The sequence below is a fragment of the Pseudomonas sp. TE36184 genome (assembly GCF_054060055.1).
The window spans coordinates 5,564,845-5,581,675 of record NZ_JBSSCU010000001.1; the positions used below are offsets into that span (position 1 = coordinate 5,564,845).

Sequence of the window (16,831 nt, forward strand, 5' to 3'; positions counted from 1 at the left end):
TTCAGTCGGCAGGACGCCGGGGGGGGGGGGGGCTGAAAAGCCGCTGAACCTTGCGAGAATCCACATCAGTCCACAACAACCGTCAAACTTATCATTCTACAGATGCAGAAAAACCCGCACTGGGCGGGCTTCTCTGGTGTTTTAATTGGTGGAGCCGGGGGGATTTGAACCCCCGTCCGCCAGTACTCCGCTGTCGGTACTACATGCGTAGCCGTGTCTATTAAGTTAACCCTCAGCGACCCGACGGGCAGGGTGCTTTGGGCGAGTTGTGTAAGTTTTAGCCGCTTCGTCCACAACGTACTGCACGGCGATTCTGTTCTATATGACAATCATTTTGGGTTTACAGACATCCCCTGATGATTGCTGGACCCGAAGGTACCAGGAGGGAAGGGCTAAGGCTGCTTACGCAGCGAGAGCGTATTCCCCGTAGGTTTCGTCATTGGCAACTATAGAAAGTTGCAACAGTGGATTTACGAGTTCTGTTACCAACTCGGCATGCACCTAAAGTTTCGCGACCGGCGTCGAATCCTAAACGGCCCCGTGCTTGTAACTCGTTGTTTCTTAGTGAGTGACAAGCCTGTGCAGTGTACGCCAAACGGTCACAGAAGGCCAACCCGAAGGTTGGCCATGAGCGTCGGGGTGTTACTGATTGGCGCCTTTGTCGCTGTTCTGTAGGTCTTGCAGGGCTTTGGACGTGATCTCTATGCACCTCTTGTCATCACCTGCTGCTTGGGCGGCTTTGGCTTGAGACACGGCGGTGTCGATTTCGCCGCTTTTGCCAGTGGTGTCGGTGGCGAGCAGGGCTTTGCCGTTGTTGATTTTGTCGAGATTAATCTGACAAAGCTGGTCGGTTTTTCCGGCGGCAAACGCCGGTGAGGCCAGCATCGCAGCGGTAATGAACACGCCAGCAAGAGCGGAATGCTTCATAAGGGTATCTCCTTGCGAAAAAGGGCTCGACGCTGCTGGCGTTCAAGGGCTGCCAGCGACATCACTGATGAGCCTCGATCGCCGAGGCCTATGCAGATGACTACGCCGCTGCGCTGGGGTTCTGTTTTTATGCAGGATTAGTGCGCCCTCGGTCGGGTTACGCGGTCCACGAGGTAGACCAGCCCGTGGTAATCGATGCCGCCATGCTGGCTCAGGCCGATCTCGCAGGTGCGGCTGGTGGAGATGCCTTCGCTGCAATATTGCACGGCGTCTTTCAGCGAGCGCAGGGAGTGGGCGTTGAGTTCCGGGGTGGTGAAGCCTTTGTCGCCGGCAAAACCACAGCAGTGGATGCCTTCCGGGATCACCACGGTTTTCGCGCAGCGGCGGGCCAGGTCGATCAGGGCCTGGCTTTCCCCGAGGTGCTGGGTGCTGCAAGTGACGTGTACGGCGATCGGTGCTTCCTGCGGTGTGAAGTCGAGGCGGTCCATCAGGTGCGTGCGGATAAATCGTACCGGGTCGTACAGGTCCAGGCGTGTTTCGCCCAGGTCTTGCACCAGGCGCAGGGTGCAGGGGCTGGTGTCGCAGTAGATCGGGTCGAGGCCGCCGCGGCTGGCGTGGAGCAAGGCGCCGATCAGTTCCTGGCGCTTGTGTTCGGCCTGTTCGGCATAGCCCTTGGAGGCGAAAGGCTGGCCGCAGCACAGGTTGTCCTGGTTGTCGGGGAAGACGACTTGGTAGCCGGCTTTTTCCAGCAGGCCGCGGGTTTTGTCGTACAGCGACGTTTGCTCTTTATCGCCAGCCGCCGGGCCCATGGCGCGTGAGACGCATGCCGCGAGGTAGACCACGCGTGGCCGCTCATCGGTCACTGCCGGGCTGAAGCGAATGGCTTTTTCCGGTTGCGGCATGGCGTTGGTCCATTGTGGGATTTGTCCCTTGGACAACTTGCTCACTGTGGCCGACAACTTGGCCAGGCGCGGCGCGCCCAACAGCATGCGTGCGCCGTTGGCGACGTGCAGGGTAAAGCGCGCGCCTTGCAGCGCGGTGGCGAAGTGGGTGGCCAACCATTCGGCGGTTTTCGTATGGTCGGCGTCGCGGGCCCGGAGTTTTTTCACCAAGTCGCCGGTGTTGATTCCCACAGGGCAGCGCTGGGCGCATAACCCGGTGGCGGCGCAGGTGTCGATGCCCTGGTAGTGGTAGGCCGTTTCCAGTTCAGTGGTGTCGATGCCGGCGCGTTTCTTCGCCTGGATATCGCGCCAGATCACGATGCGCTGGCGCGGGCTCAAGGTCAGGCCTTTCGACGGGCATACCGGCTCGCAGAAACCGCACTCGATACACTTATCCACAAGCTCGTCGGCGGCAGGCAGCGGCTTGAGGTGTTTAAGGTGGATCTGCGGATCTTCGCTGAGCACCACGTCCGGGTTGAGAATACCGTTGGGGTCGAGCAGGCGTTTGAGTTGCCACATCAGTTGATAGGCGTCGCTGCCCCATTCCAGCTCGACGAACGGCGCCATGTTGCGGCCGGTGCCATGCTCGGCTTTCAGTGAGCCGCCAAACTCTACGGCCACCAGTTGGGCGACGTCGTCCATGAACGCTTGGTAGCGTGCGACTTCTTCGCTGCTGTTGAAGCCTTGGGTGAACACAAAGTGCAGATTGCCTTCCAGAGCGTGTCCGAAAAGGATGGCTTCGTCGTAGTGGTGTTTGTCGAACAGCTCGATCAAACGGTTAACGCCGATGGCCAACTGCTCGACCGGGAACGTCACGTCTTCGATGATCACCGTAGTGCCGGTTTTGCGCACGGCGCCGACGGCGGGGAAGGTGTCTTTGCGGATCGCCCACAGGCGGGCGTTTTCCACCGGGTCTTCGGTGAAGTCGACCTGTTTTTCCACTGGGAACGCCGCCAGGGACGCCATGATCAGCGCCAGTTGCTCCTGGAGCAAAGAGGGCGATGCCGCACGGGATTCGATCAACAGTGCGCAGGCATTTTCCGATAGATGTTGTACGAAGGCGGGCATGCCGGGTTTGTCCTGCACCGAACGCATGCTGCGTCGGTCGAGCAGCTCAACCGCTGAGACCGGTTGGGTTTTCAGGACGGTCACCGCATTGCAGCAGGTCTCGACATCGGGGAATACGATCAGCGCCGAGGCTTTGTTCGGGTGGTCGATGACGGTGTCGTAAGTCACTGCGCTGATAAAGCCCAGGGTGCCTTCGGAGCCCACCAGCAGGTGGCTGAGGATATCCAGCGGCTCATCGAAATCCACCAGGGCGTTGAGTGACAGGCCGGTGGTATTTTTCAGACGGTATTTGTGGCGGATTTTGGCGGCCAGTTCAGCGTTTGCCCGCGTCTCCCGCCCGAGTGTGGCCAGGCGTTCAAGCAGCGCGCCGTGCTGCTGACGAAATGCCGCGACGCTGGCGGCATCTTCGGTGTCCAGGCGGCTGCCGTCGGCCAGCACCAGGCGAATCCCGGCCAGGGTGTGGTAGGTGTTTTGCGCCGTACCGCAGCACATGCCGCTGGCATTGTTGGCGACGATGCCGCCGATTTTGCAGGCGTTGATCGACGCCGGATCCGGCCCGATCTTGCGCCCGAATGGCGCCAGCCAGGCGTTGGCCTGGGCGCCGATCACGCCGGGTTGCAGGCGGATCTGCGTGCCTTGCCCACGAATTTCGCGGCCGTTCCAGTTGTCCCCCAGTACGATCAGCACCGAATCGCTGATGGCCTGCCCGGACAAGCTGGTGCCCGCTGCGCGGAAGGTCACCGGAACATGATCGCGCTGGGCCAGTTTCAGCAGCGCCACGACTTCGTCTTCCGACTCGACGCGAATCACCAGCTGTGGGATCAGTCGGTAAAAGCTGGCGTCTGTGCCAAATGCCAAGGTGGAAAGTGGGTCGTCGAAGCGACGAATTTTCGGGATCAGCTGTGCGACGTCAGCAAGGAAAGCGGCAGGCAGACTCATTGGTCCTCCAGGATCAGCACCACCAGGTCCTTCGGACCGTGGGCGCCATAAGCCAGAACTTGTTCGATGTCAGCGGTCTTCGACGGGCCGGACACCAGCAGGGCATTGGTGGGCATGCCTTGGGCCCAGGCGAATTGCTGCTGGACCTGATAAAAGTTGTCGTAAATCTCGCTGGCCTTGAGCAGTGCAAAGTGTACCGGCGGCACCAGGCTCATCAGTCGCGGTTCTTCCCGCGTGGGCCACAGAATCAGGCTGCCGGTGGCGGCGATGGCGCCGAGGGTCGTGGTCAGGCTGGCCGGTGTGTCATTAAACAGCTCGGCTTTCCATTCTTCCACAGGGCGGTCGTAGGCTTTGAGCTGCGGCAATTGCGGATGGTTCGACCAGTGTTCGGCGATGCGCCGCCCATGCTCGGTTGTCGGCGCGATGAGCAGGCTGGGCAGCTCGCGTTTTTGCAGCAGCTGCGCGAGTAAAGCTGGCCATTCGGCGCCGCGGGTCAGGTGGATCTCGGTATGCACCGCCTCCATCAGCTTGCGCAATTGTGCGATGCGCTGCTCTGGCGGGTAGGTGTAGATCTGTGTGACCAGGGTCTCATCGAAGTTGTCGGGCACTGGTGTTGTGCCCGTCAGGCTGTGGCGCAATTTGCCGAGGATATTTTGCTTTGCGCTCATCAACGCGCTCCCTGTTTGGCCAAATGCTCGCGTGCCAGGTCATGCAGCGAACGGGCAGCGGGTTTAGGCGCGCTATGGTTTTGCGTCCATGGCCCGACGTTGTTCGGTACGAGGGCGCGCAGGCGCGTGGCGGCGAATGTGAACAGGCGGTACAGCGTCGGTGAGCTGTGGAGCTTGGCCCAGGCGTTCCAGATGAACCGCTCCTGGCGCGAATACTTGCTGCCTTGGCCGCGCATCACGGGGTGTGGGCTATCCGGCGCTTTTACGTTCTCTTCCCGCAGACGGCGCAGCAAGGCCGGGATCGGAATTTTTACCGGACACACTTCTCCACAAGCACCGCACAACGAAGACGCACTGGGATGGTCCGGTACTTTTGCCAGGCCGACCATATGCGGTGTGATGATTTTTCCGATAGGGCCGGGGTAGACCTCGCCGTAGGTATGGCCACCGATTCGGGTATACACCGGGCAATGATTCATACAGGCGCCGCAGCGAATGCAGTTGAGCGTCTGACGCAATTCGCTGTCGGCAAACGCCTGGCTGCGTCCGTTGTCCAGCAGCACCAGGTGGACTTCTTCGGGGCCGTCGAGCTCATCGGCCTTGCGCGGGCCGGAGATCATATTGACGTAGGTGGTGATCGGCTGGCCGAGCGCGGAGCGGGTCAGCAGCGACAGTAACGGCACCACGTCGCGCAGGTTTTCCACGACCTTCTCGATGCCGGTCACGGCGATATGCACGGGTGGCACCGTGGTCGACATACGCCCGTTGCCTTCGTTTTCCACCAGCAGCAGCGTGCCGGTTTCGGCCACGGCGAAGTTGACGCCGGAGACGCCGATATCCGCTTCGAAGAACTTTTCCCGCAGCACGCGGCGACCAATCTGAATCAACTGGTCGACATCCTTGGTGTACTCCACGCCGAGTTTTTCGTGGAACAGCGACGCGACCTGGCTGGCGTTCTTGTGGATCGCCGGCATGATGATGTGGGACGGCTTCTCATGGTCGAGTTGAACAATAAACTCACCCATATCCGACTCAAGGCATTCGATGCCTTGGGCGGCGAGTACGTGGTTCATCTCCATCTCTTCGCTGACCATGGATTTGCCTTTGATCACCTGCGTGGCTTCGCGCCGGCGGATGATCGACAGCACGATCGCATTGGCCTCTTCAACCGTTTCTGCCCAATGCACGGTCACGCCGTTTCGGGTCAGGTTGGCTTCCAGTTGTTCGAGCAGGTCGGGCAGCTTCGACAGGGCGCGGGCGCGCACCGCGTTACCGAGGGCGCGCAGGTGTTCGCGTTCGTGGGCGTCGCTGAAAGACGCCGCCCGTTTGCTCATCAGGGAATCCATGGCATTGCGAAAGTTGTTTCGCAGTTGCGCGTCGCCCAGTGCCTGGTGGGCGCGGGTGCGGAAGTCTTCCGACACCTCGACGGTGGGAATCAGCGCGGCGTTCATCGTTCACCCCCGGTGCGTTGCCAGAGAAAGCTGGCCAGGTGTTGCCCGCGTAAGGCCGCCTGTTGTTTCTCCAGAGCGCCATTGATGTTCATCAGGCAACCGCAATCAGCACTCAGTACTTGATGGGCGCCGGAGTCCTGCAAGGCTCGGGTCTTGTCGGCCACCATTGCGCCGGAAATGTCTGGCATACGCACGCTGAACGTCCCACCAAAGCCACAGCATTCGCTTTCGTGGCTGTGGTCGACGCGTTCGACATTGCGCAATTGGGCCAGCAGTTCGCGGCCGTGAAGGTGGGTGTTCATTTCCCGACGCGCGGAGCACGACGTGTGCAGGGCGACCTTGACCGGCGCCCCGCTGTCGTTGAGTTGCACCTTGCACACGAACAACAGGAACTCCGCCAACTCATAAGTCCGGGCCGCGAGGGCCTGTACTTGTTTGAGGGTGTCGGGTTCGTCCTTGAAGAGGTCGGCGTAGTGCTCACGTAACATGCCGGCACAGGAGCCGGATGGCACCACCACCGGGTAGTCACCGGCGAACAGCGCCAGTTGCGCGCGTGCCACTTGTCGGGCCTGGTCGGTATAGCCCGAGGTGTAGGCCGGTTGCCCGCAGCAGCTTTGCCCTTGGGGATAATCCACGCAGATCCCTTCGCGTTCCAGCAGGTGGATCGCGTCCATGCCGGCTTCGGGATAAAACAGATCGACCACGCAGGTGCCGAACAGGTAGACCTTCTGCGGTTTTTCGTGGGGGTATTCGCGTGGCTCGGCCAGAGGCGGCGCGACACGGGTGGCATTCGGCACGGCGTTGTAAAAAAGCTCGCTCATCAGGCGCGTTCTCCGGGTGGTCCCGGTTGTCCGTCCGTCAGGGCCGCAGCGTGTTCAGCGGCCCGGCAGAGGGGTTGTGGAGAGCTGACGCCGAAATCGCGGTTCGGCGTCGGTTATTGCGTGATTACCTGTGGTCTCAATGCACCAGCATGCCGGTGAACCAGTAGGCCTGGGCCAGTGTGATCAGCCCGACGATGGTGGCGAAAAACAGGCTGTGCTTGAGGGTGAAGCGGAACAGGTCGGATTCCTTGCCGACCAGGCCGGTAGCGGCGCAAGCCACAGCGATCGATTGCGGCGAAATCATCTTGCCGGTCACGCCGCCGCTGGTGTTTGCCGCGACCAGCAGGACGTCGTTGACACCGATCTGGTGGGCGGTGGTGGCTTGCAACGAGCTGAACAGGGCGTTGGACGAGGTGTCGGAGCCTGTCAGGAAAACCCCCAGCCAGCCGAGGAACGGCGAGAAGAACGGGAAGGCTGCGCCAGTGCCGGCCAGGACCAATGCCATGGTCGAGGACATGCCCGAGTAGTTGGTGACGAACGCGAACGCCAGCACCATGCCGATGGACAGGATCGGCCAGCGCAGTTCGTAGAAGGTCTCTTTTAAAGTGGTAAGACCAGTTTTGATGTCGATCTTCAATACCAGCATCGAGATCAGCGCGGAAAAGAAAATCGCAGTGCCGGTCGCTGAAATCGGGTCCAGTTTGAATACCGCGGGGATGGCCGTCGGGTTGGTCACGATAGGCGCAACCTTGACCACCAGTTGGTCCAGGTGCGGGATCGCAAAGTTGAACACCCAGCTGTACATCGAGCCGCCTGCGGCGAACATCGCCTTGAAGGGCTTGAGGGTCCAGATGGTCACCAGCACCGTCAGGATCAGGAACGGCGACCAGGCTTTGAAGATTCGCCCCAGGCTGTAGGGCGAAGCGACAGTGCTGCGTGGCAGGCCGAAGCCGCCGGCGCTGGCGGTGATCGTTGCGCTGGAGGTCGCACCGGCAATCTGCGCGCCGGCGGTGCGCTTGGGTTGCCAGATTTTCAGGAACAGAGTCAAGGAAACCAGGCTGGCCAGGGCCGAGGTGATGTCCGGCAGTTCCGGGCCGATGAAGTTGGAGGTGAAGTATTGGGTGATGGCAAAGCTCAAGCCTGCCACCAAGGCGGCCGGCCAGGTTTCGCGCACGCCGCGCAGGCCGTCCATCATGAACACCAGCCAGAACGGAACGAACAGCGACAGCAGTGGCAATTGGCGACCAGTCATGGCGCCGATCTTGAACGCGTCGATGCCGGTCACTTGCCCGGCGACGATGATCGGAATCCCGAGGGCACCGAAAGCGACGGGCGCGGTGTTGGCGATCAGGCACAGGCCGGCGGCGTACAGCGGGTTGAAGCCCAGGCCGACCAGCAGCGCGGCGGTAATCGCCACGGGAGCACCAAAGCCGGCGGCACCTTCCAGGAAGGCGCCGAAGCAGAAGCCGATCAGCAGGACCTGCAGGCGTTGGTCGTCGGTGATCGACAGTACCGAGCTGCGGATGATCTCGAACTGGCCGCTCTTGACTGTCAGTTTGTAGAGAAATACCGCAGCGACGATGATCCAGGCGATGGGCCACAGGCCGTAGGCAAAGCCATAGCCGGCAGCGGCCAGTGCCATGTCCACCGGCATCTGGAAGGCAAAGATCGCCACCAGGATCGACAGCGCCAGCGTGATGCTGCCGGCGACGTGGCCTTTAAGGCGAAACACGGCCAGAGCCAGGAAGAAAAATACGATTGGAATAACGGCGGCCAGTGCGGACAGGCCGAGGCTGCCGAGCGGGCTGTAGAGCTGTTGCCAGGTTTGCATATGGGGTGGCCCCTAATTGTTGTTGGTCAGGCACATTTTAGTCGGCTTGGATAATTGGTAATACCAATTTACAGCCGCTGTTGGCTAGAGTAAAAGCCTAGGCAGGGATGTGTCAATTTGCCGCCTGCGAAACTTTGGTCTTAAGCGGGAGGGCGGGCGCTCTGATCGCATCAATCGAAGATGTTCTGATGGGTGCTGCAAACGTTGCGATAGGCCAGAATAGAGGCCCCGGCGAGTGGTCGGGATCGTGGAGAGAGAGTTATGGGGTTTGATCAGGTGCGTCAGCGCCGTTTGTCTGACGATATTGTCGAGCAGCTTGAGGGCATGATCCTTGAGGGCACGCTGAAATCGGGCGAGCGCTTGCCGGCCGAGCGCGCGTTGGCTGAAAAGTTCGGCGTTTCGCGCCCCTCGCTGCGTGAGGCGATCCAGAAACTGGCGGCCAAGGGGTTGCTGGTCAGTCGCCAGGGCGGTGGCAATTATGTGTCTGATTCGTTGGGCTCGACGTTCAGCGATCCGTTGTTGCACCTGCTGGAAAACAATCCCGAGGCTCAGCGTGATTTGCTGGAGTTTCGCCAAACCCTCGAAGCGTCCTGTGCCTATTACGCGGCATTGCGCGCTACCGAAGTCGACCGTGAGCGGCTGACGGCAGCCTTTGAAGCGCTACAGGATTGTTACGCGCGCGACGATAAGGTCAGCCGCGCAGAGGAGGGCGCCGCGGATGCGCGGTTTCACTTGGCCATTGCCGAGGCCAGCCACAATGCTGTGCTGTTGCACACCATCCGCGGGTTGTTCGACCTGCTCAAGCGGAACGTGGTGACCAACATTGGCGGCATGTACCAGCAGCGCACGGAAACCCGCGATATGCTGATCAGTCAGCACCGGGATTTGTACCTGGCAATCATCGAGGGGCGGGCCGAGCAAGCGCGGGAAGTCTCAACACGTCACCTGTTGTATGTGCAGGAGGTGTTGGAGGAGGTACGTCAGGAAGTTCAGCGCGTGGCCCGGGCGGCGCGGCGCAAGGGCATGTAGCCAGGGGCGAAGCGCCCTAGGCTACAGCGGCACAAGGATTATTCTTCCTTGCCCTTGTTGCGCACGGCGCGATGCAGTTCACGGTCGGAATCGCGCTCGCGCTCGGTGTCACGCTTGTCGTATTCCTTCTTGCCTTTGCCCAGTGCGATCTCGCACTTGACCAGATGCTTGCTCCAATACCAGGACAGGCAGACGCAGGCATAGCCTTTCTGCTGTACGGCGGCGGCGAGCTTGTCCAGTTCGCGGGCATTGAGCAGCAGCTTGCGCGTGCGTACCGGGTCGGCAATCACGTGCGTGCTCGCGGTGGTCAGCGGGGTGATATGACTGCCGAGCAGCCATGCCTCGCCATCCTTGAGCAGCACATAGCTGTCGACCAGTTGCAGCTTGCTGGCACGCAGACTTTTTACTTCCCAGCCGGCCAGGACCAGACCAGCCTCGAACCGATGTTCGATGAAGTAATCGTGTCGCGCTTTTTTATTCTGCGCGATGGTCCCTGTGGGGTGTTTCTTTTGTTTAGCCATAGGGGCGGCATTATAGGGCGTTGCGAGCGTGTCGGCTACGGTCAACCTGCGTGCTTGAGCGTGTTGGACGAATCCCGGACAATACCGGCAGTTCTTTGGTTTTTTTCTCTCGCGGATCGGGTTGTTCTTTCGCGATGTTTGCCGCTCAGCTGTGGAAATAACGCTCACATGACGACGCATATTCAACGTTCGGCCCTGCTGCCCTATCCGGCCCAGGTGCTTTATGACCTGGTCAACGACGTGGCGCGTTACCCGGAATTCCTGCCTTGGTGCTCGACCGCCGAGGTGCTGGAAGGCAGTGATGAGCACATGGTTGCCAGTGTCGGGGTGGCCAAGGGGGGGCTCAGCCAGCACTTTGTGACACGCAATGTCCTGGTGCCGGGCAAGTCCATTGAAATGAATCTGCAGGAAGGGCCGTTTACTCAATTGCATGGTGTCTGGGTGTTCAAGGCGTTGACCGAGAAAGCCTGCAAGATCAGCCTGGATCTGTCCTTCGATTATGCGGGGCCCATTGTGCGGGCGACGTTGGGGCCTTTGTTCAATCAGGCGGCCAATACCCTGGTCGACGCATTCTGTCAGCGAGCCAAGCAACTGCATGGTTGAGATTGAAGTGGTGTATGCCGGCGTGGATCGCCAGGTGTTGGTGGCGGTCGCGGTGCCAGCGGGGACGAGCCTGCGGGCTGCGGTGCAGGCGTCGGGGATTGCTACGCACTTTCCTGAGGTGAACCTTGCTGATTGCCCGTTGGGGGTATTCGGTAAGGCAGTGCTCGACCCCGATACCTGCACCGTGCAGTCAGGTGATCGTATCGAGATCTACCGCCCGCTGCTGGCCGACCCCAAAGAAGTGCGGCGGCTGCGAGCGGCCAAGGCGGCGTTGGTCAAGCAACAGCGTTCATAGGCCGGCGAATCTGCAGGCAACAAAAAGCCCGGCATGCCGGGCTTTTTATCGAGCGCCGCAAACTTACTGCGGGCTGGTGTCCAGAGGCTGTGGCGTCGGGACTGGAACTGTTTGTACGCGGTCGACGTCTTTCTGGATCTTGTCGAGCAATGAGCCAGGCTTGGCCGGTACTTCGGATTTCGGCTTCTCGGCTTCCTGCGCAGGCGCAGTCACGTTGGTGCCGTTATCCTTGCCCAGCAAGGCTTCATCGCGGCTTACGCCGGGCATGAAATCGCCGGACAGGCTGACCAGTTGATCATTGCCATTGAAGATGACGCTGACGCGCTCCTGTTGGCGTTCACCGCCCCCAGGCTGGATGCTGTAGAGATAATCCCAGCGATCGGCGTGGAAAGTGTCAGTCAGCAGGGGGTTGCCCATAATAAACCGTACTTGCCGTCGGGTCATTCCCGGGCGTAACTGGTCTATCATGTCCTGCGTGACGACATTGCCCTGCTGGATGTCGATTTTGTAAACCCCGGGGAATGAACAACCGGCGAGTGCGAGCAGTCCCACAAAGGTGAAACTGGTTAGCAAGAGCTTGGTGTTTTGCATCGGTGGGCGACTTCCACTATCTTGGCTGGGACAACGTAAACGCCGATCATACCCGTATTAAGAGAAGCTGCGAAGCAGCATCCGCGAGAAAGCTAACCATGGTTGAAAATAGCGAACTACGCAAAGCCGGTCTTAAAGTGACTCTGCCACGCGTCAAGATTCTACAAATGCTCGATTCTGCTGAGCAGCGCCACATGAGTGCCGAGGATGTTTACAAGGCGCTGATGGAGTCCAATGAGGACGTTGGCCTGGCCACGGTTTACCGCGTGCTGACCCAGTTTGAAGCCGCGGGGCTGGTGGTTCGTCATAATTTCGACGGCGGTCACGCAGTGTTCGAATTGGCTGATGGTGGTCATCACGACCACATGGTCGACGTGGACACTGGTGAGGTTATCGAATTCACCAACCCGGAAATCGAGCGGCTGCAGAAGGCAATTGCCGAGGAGCATGGCTACGATCTGTCGGACCATAATTTGGTTCTTTACGTACGTAAGAAAAAGTAAAAATCGACGCAGATTCGCTCTGCGGAACGATTGAAGGCGACCCCTGGGTCGCCTTCGTGCTTTCTACAAGAGAGAAAATTGCCGGTTCGGTCAGGCCTTCGCCGCCACCACCATTTTTTTCGCGTGGGCCAGGGACTCCTTGGTCAGGTCGATGCCGCCGAGCATGCGCGCGACTTCCTCCACGCGTTCCGACTTGTTCAGCTTGGACACCGCCGTGTGCGTCGCATCGCTGCCCCGCACTTTGTGTACAAACAAATGCTGATGCCCTTGGGCGGCTACTTGCGGTAAGTGGGTAACCGTCAGCACCTGGCCGCGATCCCCCAGGCGACGCAGCAGTTGGCCGACAATTTCTGCGGTCGGGCCACCAATGCCAACGTCTACCTCGTCAAAGACCAGCGTCGGAACCCGTGAGGTTTGGGCGGTGATCACCTGAATCGCCAGGCTGATCCGCGATAGTTCGCCCCCGGAGGCGACTTTTGCCAGCGCTTTGAGCGGCTGCCCTGGGTTGGCGCTGACCAGCAGTTCTACCTGTTCCAGGCCGTGGGGCTGCAGTTCGGCGCTGGTATTGCTGTGCAGTTCGATGGTGAAGCGGCCGCCGGGCATGCCGAGGCGCTGGATTTCCTGCTCGACCGCGCTGGCCAGGCTCGTGGCGGCTTGATGGCGCAGATCGCTCAGTTCGCGGGCCTTCTCTTGGTAATGGCGGGCGAAAGAAGCCAGTTCGTCGCCCAGGCGCTCAATGGACTCGTCATTCGCGTTCAGGGTTTCGATTTCATCCAGCAGCTTCTGCTGCATCGTTGCCACTTCAGTCGGCTGGATCCGATGTTTGCGCGCCAGGGTGTAGATGGTGTCCAGGCGTTCTTCTATTTCCTGCAGGCGTGCCGGGTCGGCGTCGAAGTGATCGAGGAAACGGTTCAGTTCGCCTACGGCTTCTTCTACCTGGATTTGCGCACTGGTCAGCAAGGTCGTGGCTTCATTCAGCGAGCCGGACGCATTGTTCACGCTGGACAGCCGATTGAGGCTGACGGTCAGTGCATTGAGCACATTGCCCGAGTCGCTCTCGCTGCATTGCTCCACCACCTGGCGACAAATACCCAGCAGGGTTTCGGCGTTGGTGAGGTTCTTGTGTTCCTGCTCAAGCTGTTCCAGCTCGCTTTCGCCGAGGCCAAGGCTTTCGAGCTCTTCGAGTTGATAGCTGAGCAATTGGTGGCGTGCGCGTTGCTCGTCGCCGGAATTGGAGAGGCGCTCCAGTTCCAGGCGGGTCTGGCGCCAACGTTGGGCGGCGAGCTGGACCTGGCGGGCGAGGTCGGTGGCGCCGGCGTATTCATCGAGCAGGCGGCGATGGGTATCGGTTTTGAGCAGGGATTGGTGTTCGTGCTGGCTGTGGATATCGATCAGCAGCTCGCCCAGGGCCTTCAAGTCACCCAGCGGGCAGGGCGTGCCGTTGATGTAGCCACGGGAGCGGCCTTCGGCGGTGATGACCCGGCGCAGGATGCACGGCCCTTCATTATTAAGGTCGCGCTCGGCAAGCCAGGCTTCGGCTTCGGGGATGTCCGCCAGATCGAAGGTCGCCAGGATGTCGGCCTTGTCTGCGCCGGGGCGTACCACGCCACTGTCGGCGCGGTCGCCCAGGGTCAGGCCGAGGGCGTCGAGCATGATCGACTTGCCGGCGCCGGTTTCGCCTGTGATTACGCTCATCCCGCGATCCAGTTCGAGATCCAGATGTTCAACGATGGCGTAGTTATGTACGGACAGGTGCACGAGCATGACGGCCGCTCCCAGGCTTTAGGTCTGGTTATTTATACAGTGTTTTGTTCCGGGCTGACAATCCTGGCGCTTAGCTCGATTTGCTTGCTTCGATGTTTTTTTTAGTGCGAAGAGGAATGAATGGGTCGGAATTGATCTGGATCAGATGAAAGACTTTTGGTGACGCCCGCACCCTTGAACCTGGAAATTGTGGCCCCATATACCGGAACAGAAGCGCGAGTTGAGTTCGCGCATGATTTTGAAAGGAGAAATCTATGGCTGACGAACAGACGCAGGATACGCAAACTCCAGACGCCAATTCGGCTGCCGGTGATGAGCTGGCGACTCGTGTGCAAGTGCTCGAAGAGCAATTGGCCGCTGCGCAGGATCAATCTTTGCGTGTTGCCGCCGATCTGCAGAACGTCCGCCGCCGTGCCGAGCAGGATGTAGAAAAGGCCCACAAGTTCGCGCTGGAAAAATTCGCCGGTGATCTGTTGCCGATCATCGACAGCCTGGAGCGCGGCCTTGAGTTGTCCAACCCGGACGACGAAAACATCCGCCCGATGCGTGAAGGTATCGAGCTGACCCTGAAAATGTTCCAGGACACCCTGAAGCGTTATCAGTTGGAGGCTGTCGATCCGCAAGGCGGCGAGCCGTTCAACGCCGAGCATCACCAGGCCATGGCGATGCAGGAAAGTCATGACCTTGAGCCAAACAGCGTGTTGAAAGTATTCCAGAAGGGATACCAGCTCAACGGTCGCCTGCTGCGTCCGGCAATGGTCGTGGTCAGCAAGGCGCCTGCACCGGTTTCACCTTCGATTGATGAGCAGGCTTGAAATACGCCGCAAGGCCCCCATTTATAAGTCAAGCGTTTAAGTGCTACCGCAGTTAGCCACCACTGCTGCGGCATCCAAATTCAAGTTTCGGGAGAGTAAATCATGGGCAAAATTATCGGTATCGACCTGGGGACCACCAACTCCTGCGTCTCCGTGCTGGAAAACGGCGTTGCAAAAGTCATCGAAAACGCCGAAGGCGCGCGTACTACGCCGTCGATCATTGCTTACGCCAACGACGGCGAAATCCTCGTCGGTCAGTCGGCCAAGCGTCAGGCGGTGACCAACCCGCACAACACCCTGTACGCGGTGAAGCGTCTGATCGGGCGTAAGTTCGAGGAAGAAGTCGTACAGAAAGACATCAAGATGGTCCCTTACAAAATCGCCAAGGCTGACAACGGTGACGCCTGGGTTGAAGTGAACGGCCAGAAAATGTCGCCGCCACAGATCTCGGCTGAAATCTTGAAAAAGATGAAGAAAACCGCCGAAGACTACCTCGGTGAAGCGGTGACTGAAGCGGTGATCACCGTTCCGGCCTACTTCAACGACAGCCAGCGCCAGGCGACCAAAGACGCCGGCCGCATCGCGGGCCTGGACGTAAAACGTATCATCAACGAACCAACCGCAGCCGCTCTGGCCTACGGCATGGACAAAGCCAAGGGCGACCACACGGTCATCGTTTATGACCTGGGTGGCGGTACCTTCGACGTGTCCGTGATCGAAATCGCGGAAGTTGACGGCGAGCACCAGTTCGAAGTGTTGGCCACCAACGGCGACACCTTCCTGGGTGGTGAAGACTTCGACATCCGTCTGATCGACTACCTCGTTGACGAGTTCAAGAAAGAAAGCGGCATGAACCTCAAGGGTGACCCGCTGGCCATGCAGCGTCTGAAAGAAGCTGCCGAGAAAGCCAAGATCGAGCTGTCTTCGGCTCAGTCGACCGACGTTAACCTGCCGTACATCACTGCAGACGCTACCGGTCCTAAGCACTTGAACGTGAAGATCTCGCGCGCCAAGCTGGAAGCGCTGGTTGAAGACCTGGTTCAGCGCACCATCGAACCTTGCCGCATCGCGCTGAAAGACTCCGGCATCGAAGTGAGTGCGATCAACGACGTGATCCTGGTCGGCGGTCAGACCCGTATGCCACTGGTTCAGAAGTTGGTGACCGAGTTCTTCGGCAAAGAAGCACGTAAAGACGTGAACCCGGACGAAGCTGTTGCCATGGGTGCTGCCATCCAGGGTGCGGTACTGGCCGGCGACGTGAAAGACGTATTGCTGCTGGACGTCAGCCCGCTGACCCTGGGTATCGAAACCATGGGTGGCGTGATGACTGCGCTGATCGAGAAAAACACCACGATTCCTACCAAGAAATCGCAAGTGTTCTCGACGGCCGATGACAACCAGGGCGCCGTGACCATTCACGTGCTGCAAGGTGAGCGTAAGCAAGCGGCGCAGAACAAGTCCCTGGGCAAGTTCGACCTGGCCGAGATTCCACCAGCACCACGTGGCGTGCCACAAATCGAAGTGACCTTCGACATCGACGCCAACGGCATCTTGCACGTAGGCGCCAAAGACAAGGCTACCGGCAAAGAGCAGAAGATCACCATCAAGGCCAACTCTGGTCTGTCTGATGAAGAAATTCAGCAGATGATTCGTGATGCGGAAACCAATGCCGAGGCTGACAAGAAGTTCGAAGAGTTGGCGGCTGCCCGTAACCAGGGCGACGCACTGGTTCACTCGACGCGCAAAATGATCGCTGAAGCTGGCGACAAAGTGACTGCCGAAGAGAAGACCGCAATCGAAGCGGCCTTGGTTGCCCTGGAAGCCGCAGTTAAAGGCGACGACAAGGCGGCCATCGAAGCCAAGGTTGAGGAACTGTCGAAGGTCTCCGCGCCGGTTGCTCAGAAAATGTACGCCGAGCAAGGTCAGCCAGCTGACGGTGCCGCGCATCAGGCAGAGCCTGAAGCCAAGCACGATGACGTTGTCGATGCCGAGTTCGAAGAAGTCAAAGAGCAGAAGTAATCTGCTTGGCCGGTTGACCGCTATCAAGCGGTGACTGGTAGGATG

General features: G+C 59.6%; 15 protein-coding genes and 1 other RNA gene. 6 read left to right on the forward strand and 10 right to left on the reverse strand.

Annotated features, from left to right (window positions below; all coding sequences use genetic code 11):
* Positions 1–146: 146 nt before the first annotated feature.
* The 7 genes from ssrA to ACVWZP_RS25155 all read right to left on the reverse strand — a co-directional run bounded on the left by ssrA (position 147) and on the right by ACVWZP_RS25155 (position 8,646).
* Positions 147–540, reverse strand: a transfer-messenger RNA (tmRNA) gene (gene ssrA / locus ACVWZP_RS25125).
* 102 nt (positions 541–642) lie between these two features.
* Positions 643–927: a hypothetical protein gene (locus tag ACVWZP_RS25130; RefSeq protein ID WP_046382031.1), complete on the reverse strand. Its 285-nt coding sequence runs from the start codon at positions 925–927 to the stop codon at positions 643–645.
* A gap of 137 nt (positions 928–1,064) precedes the next feature.
* The gene (locus tag ACVWZP_RS25135; protein WP_457370231.1) at positions 1,065–3,875 is read right to left on the reverse strand and encodes an FAD-binding and (Fe-S)-binding domain-containing protein; all 2,811 of its coding nucleotides are present in this window, start codon (positions 3,873–3,875) and stop codon (positions 1,065–1,067) included.
* Entirely contained in the window at positions 3,872–4,543 is a 672-nt protein-coding gene (locus ACVWZP_RS25140; protein ID WP_046382033.1) for a LutC/YkgG family protein, read from the reverse strand. The genes ACVWZP_RS25135 and ACVWZP_RS25140 overlap by 4 nt, the downstream gene beginning before the upstream one ends.
* Entirely contained in the window at positions 4,543–5,994 is a 1,452-nt protein-coding gene (locus ACVWZP_RS25145; RefSeq protein WP_017847399.1) for a LutB/LldF family L-lactate oxidation iron-sulfur protein, read from the reverse strand. Before ACVWZP_RS25145 ends, ACVWZP_RS25140 begins: the two co-directional genes overlap by 1 nt.
* Positions 5,991–6,815, reverse strand: coding sequence for a (Fe-S)-binding protein (locus ACVWZP_RS25150; protein WP_046382035.1), 825 nt, complete (start codon positions 6,813–6,815; stop codon positions 5,991–5,993). The genes ACVWZP_RS25145 and ACVWZP_RS25150 overlap by 4 nt, the downstream gene beginning before the upstream one ends.
* Before the next feature lie 136 nt (positions 6,816–6,951).
* Positions 6,952–8,646, reverse strand: a complete 1,695-nt coding sequence (locus ACVWZP_RS25155; RefSeq protein WP_017847401.1) for a lactate permease LctP family transporter — start codon at positions 8,644–8,646, stop codon at positions 6,952–6,954.
* 261 nt (positions 8,647–8,907) lie between these two features.
* Here ACVWZP_RS25155 and ACVWZP_RS25160 point away from each other — a divergent pair, with 261 nt between their 5' ends.
* The gene (locus tag ACVWZP_RS25160) at positions 8,908–9,675 is read left to right on the forward strand and encodes an FCD domain-containing protein (RefSeq protein ID WP_017847402.1); all 768 of its coding nucleotides are present in this window, start codon (positions 8,908–8,910) and stop codon (positions 9,673–9,675) included.
* Between the two features lie 38 nt (positions 9,676–9,713).
* Here the strand turns inward: ACVWZP_RS25160 and smpB are convergent, their stop codons facing one another.
* The gene (gene smpB / locus ACVWZP_RS25165; RefSeq protein ID WP_017847403.1) at positions 9,714–10,196 is read right to left on the reverse strand and encodes an SsrA-binding protein SmpB; all 483 of its coding nucleotides are present in this window, start codon (positions 10,194–10,196) and stop codon (positions 9,714–9,716) included.
* A gap of 168 nt (positions 10,197–10,364) precedes the next feature.
* Between smpB and ACVWZP_RS25170 the strand changes: the two genes are divergently transcribed.
* Positions 10,365–10,799 carry a type II toxin-antitoxin system RatA family toxin gene (locus ACVWZP_RS25170; RefSeq protein WP_046382036.1) on the forward strand — a complete coding sequence of 145 codons (435 nt, stop codon included), beginning with the start codon at positions 10,365–10,367 and terminating at the stop codon, positions 10,797–10,799.
* A complete protein-coding gene (locus tag ACVWZP_RS25175; protein WP_057005460.1) occupies positions 10,792–11,094 on the forward strand; it encodes an RnfH family protein in 303 nt (100 codons plus the stop codon). The genes ACVWZP_RS25170 and ACVWZP_RS25175 overlap by 8 nt, the downstream gene beginning before the upstream one ends.
* Positions 11,095–11,157: 63 nt before the next feature.
* On the opposite strand, the gene ACVWZP_RS25180 is transcribed toward ACVWZP_RS25175, so the two are convergent.
* On the reverse strand, positions 11,158–11,685 hold the full coding sequence (locus ACVWZP_RS25180; protein WP_046382038.1) for an outer membrane protein assembly factor BamE: 528 nt from the start codon (positions 11,683–11,685) through the stop codon (positions 11,158–11,160).
* Positions 11,686–11,783: 98 nt separating this feature from the next.
* On the opposite strand from ACVWZP_RS25180, the gene fur reads away from it, so the two are divergent.
* Positions 11,784–12,188, forward strand: a complete 405-nt coding sequence (gene fur / locus ACVWZP_RS25185) for a ferric iron uptake transcriptional regulator (protein ID WP_026140081.1) — start codon at positions 11,784–11,786, stop codon at positions 12,186–12,188.
* 90 nt (positions 12,189–12,278) lie between these two features.
* Here fur and recN read toward each other — a convergent pair whose 3' ends face one another.
* A complete protein-coding gene (gene recN / locus ACVWZP_RS25190) occupies positions 12,279–13,952 on the reverse strand; it encodes a DNA repair protein RecN (RefSeq protein WP_046382039.1) in 1,674 nt (557 codons plus the stop codon).
* Positions 13,953–14,206: 254 nt separating this feature from the next.
* Between recN and grpE the strand changes: the two genes are divergently transcribed.
* Positions 14,207–14,767: a nucleotide exchange factor GrpE gene (gene grpE, locus ACVWZP_RS25195; protein ID WP_017847409.1), complete on the forward strand. Its 561-nt coding sequence runs from the start codon at positions 14,207–14,209 to the stop codon at positions 14,765–14,767.
* Positions 14,768–14,869: 102 nt separating this feature from the next.
* Positions 14,870–16,786: a molecular chaperone DnaK gene (gene dnaK, locus ACVWZP_RS25200; RefSeq protein ID WP_017847410.1), complete on the forward strand. Its 1,917-nt coding sequence runs from the start codon at positions 14,870–14,872 to the stop codon at positions 16,784–16,786.
* The last annotated feature ends 45 nt before the right edge of the window (positions 16,787–16,831 follow it).

Coding starts and splice junctions, on each gene's coding strand:
- ACVWZP_RS25180 (WP_046382038.1), bottom strand. CDS start 11,685: ATGCAAAACACCAAGCTCTTGCTAACCAGTTTCACCTTTGTGGGACTG.
- ACVWZP_RS25135 (WP_457370231.1), bottom strand. CDS start 3,875: ATGAGTCTGCCTGCCGCTTTCCTTGCTGACGTCGCACAGCTGATCCCG.
- fur (WP_026140081.1), top strand. CDS start 11,784: ATGGTTGAAAATAGCGAACTACGCAAAGCCGGTCTTAAAGTGACTCTG.
- ACVWZP_RS25170 (WP_046382036.1), top strand. CDS start 10,365: ATGACGACGCATATTCAACGTTCGGCCCTGCTGCCCTATCCGGCCCAG.
- smpB (WP_017847403.1), bottom strand. CDS start 10,196: ATGGCTAAACAAAAGAAACACCCCACAGGGACCATCGCGCAGAATAAA.
- ACVWZP_RS25150 (WP_046382035.1), bottom strand. CDS start 6,815: ATGAGCGAGCTTTTTTACAACGCCGTGCCGAATGCCACCCGTGTCGCG.
- ACVWZP_RS25130 (WP_046382031.1), bottom strand. CDS start 927: ATGAAGCATTCCGCTCTTGCTGGCGTGTTCATTACCGCTGCGATGCTG.
- grpE (WP_017847409.1), top strand. CDS start 14,207: ATGGCTGACGAACAGACGCAGGATACGCAAACTCCAGACGCCAATTCG.
- ACVWZP_RS25140 (WP_046382033.1), bottom strand. CDS start 4,543: ATGAGCGCAAAGCAAAATATCCTCGGCAAATTGCGCCACAGCCTGACG.
- ACVWZP_RS25145 (WP_017847399.1), bottom strand. CDS start 5,994: ATGAACGCCGCGCTGATTCCCACCGTCGAGGTGTCGGAAGACTTCCGC.
- ACVWZP_RS25175 (WP_057005460.1), top strand. CDS start 10,792: ATGGTTGAGATTGAAGTGGTGTATGCCGGCGTGGATCGCCAGGTGTTG.
- ACVWZP_RS25155 (WP_017847401.1), bottom strand. CDS start 8,646: ATGCAAACCTGGCAACAGCTCTACAGCCCGCTCGGCAGCCTCGGCCTG.
- recN (WP_046382039.1), bottom strand. CDS start 13,952: ATGCTCGTGCACCTGTCCGTACATAACTACGCCATCGTTGAACATCTG.
- ACVWZP_RS25160 (WP_017847402.1), top strand. CDS start 8,908: ATGGGGTTTGATCAGGTGCGTCAGCGCCGTTTGTCTGACGATATTGTC.
- dnaK (WP_017847410.1), top strand. CDS start 14,870: ATGGGCAAAATTATCGGTATCGACCTGGGGACCACCAACTCCTGCGTC.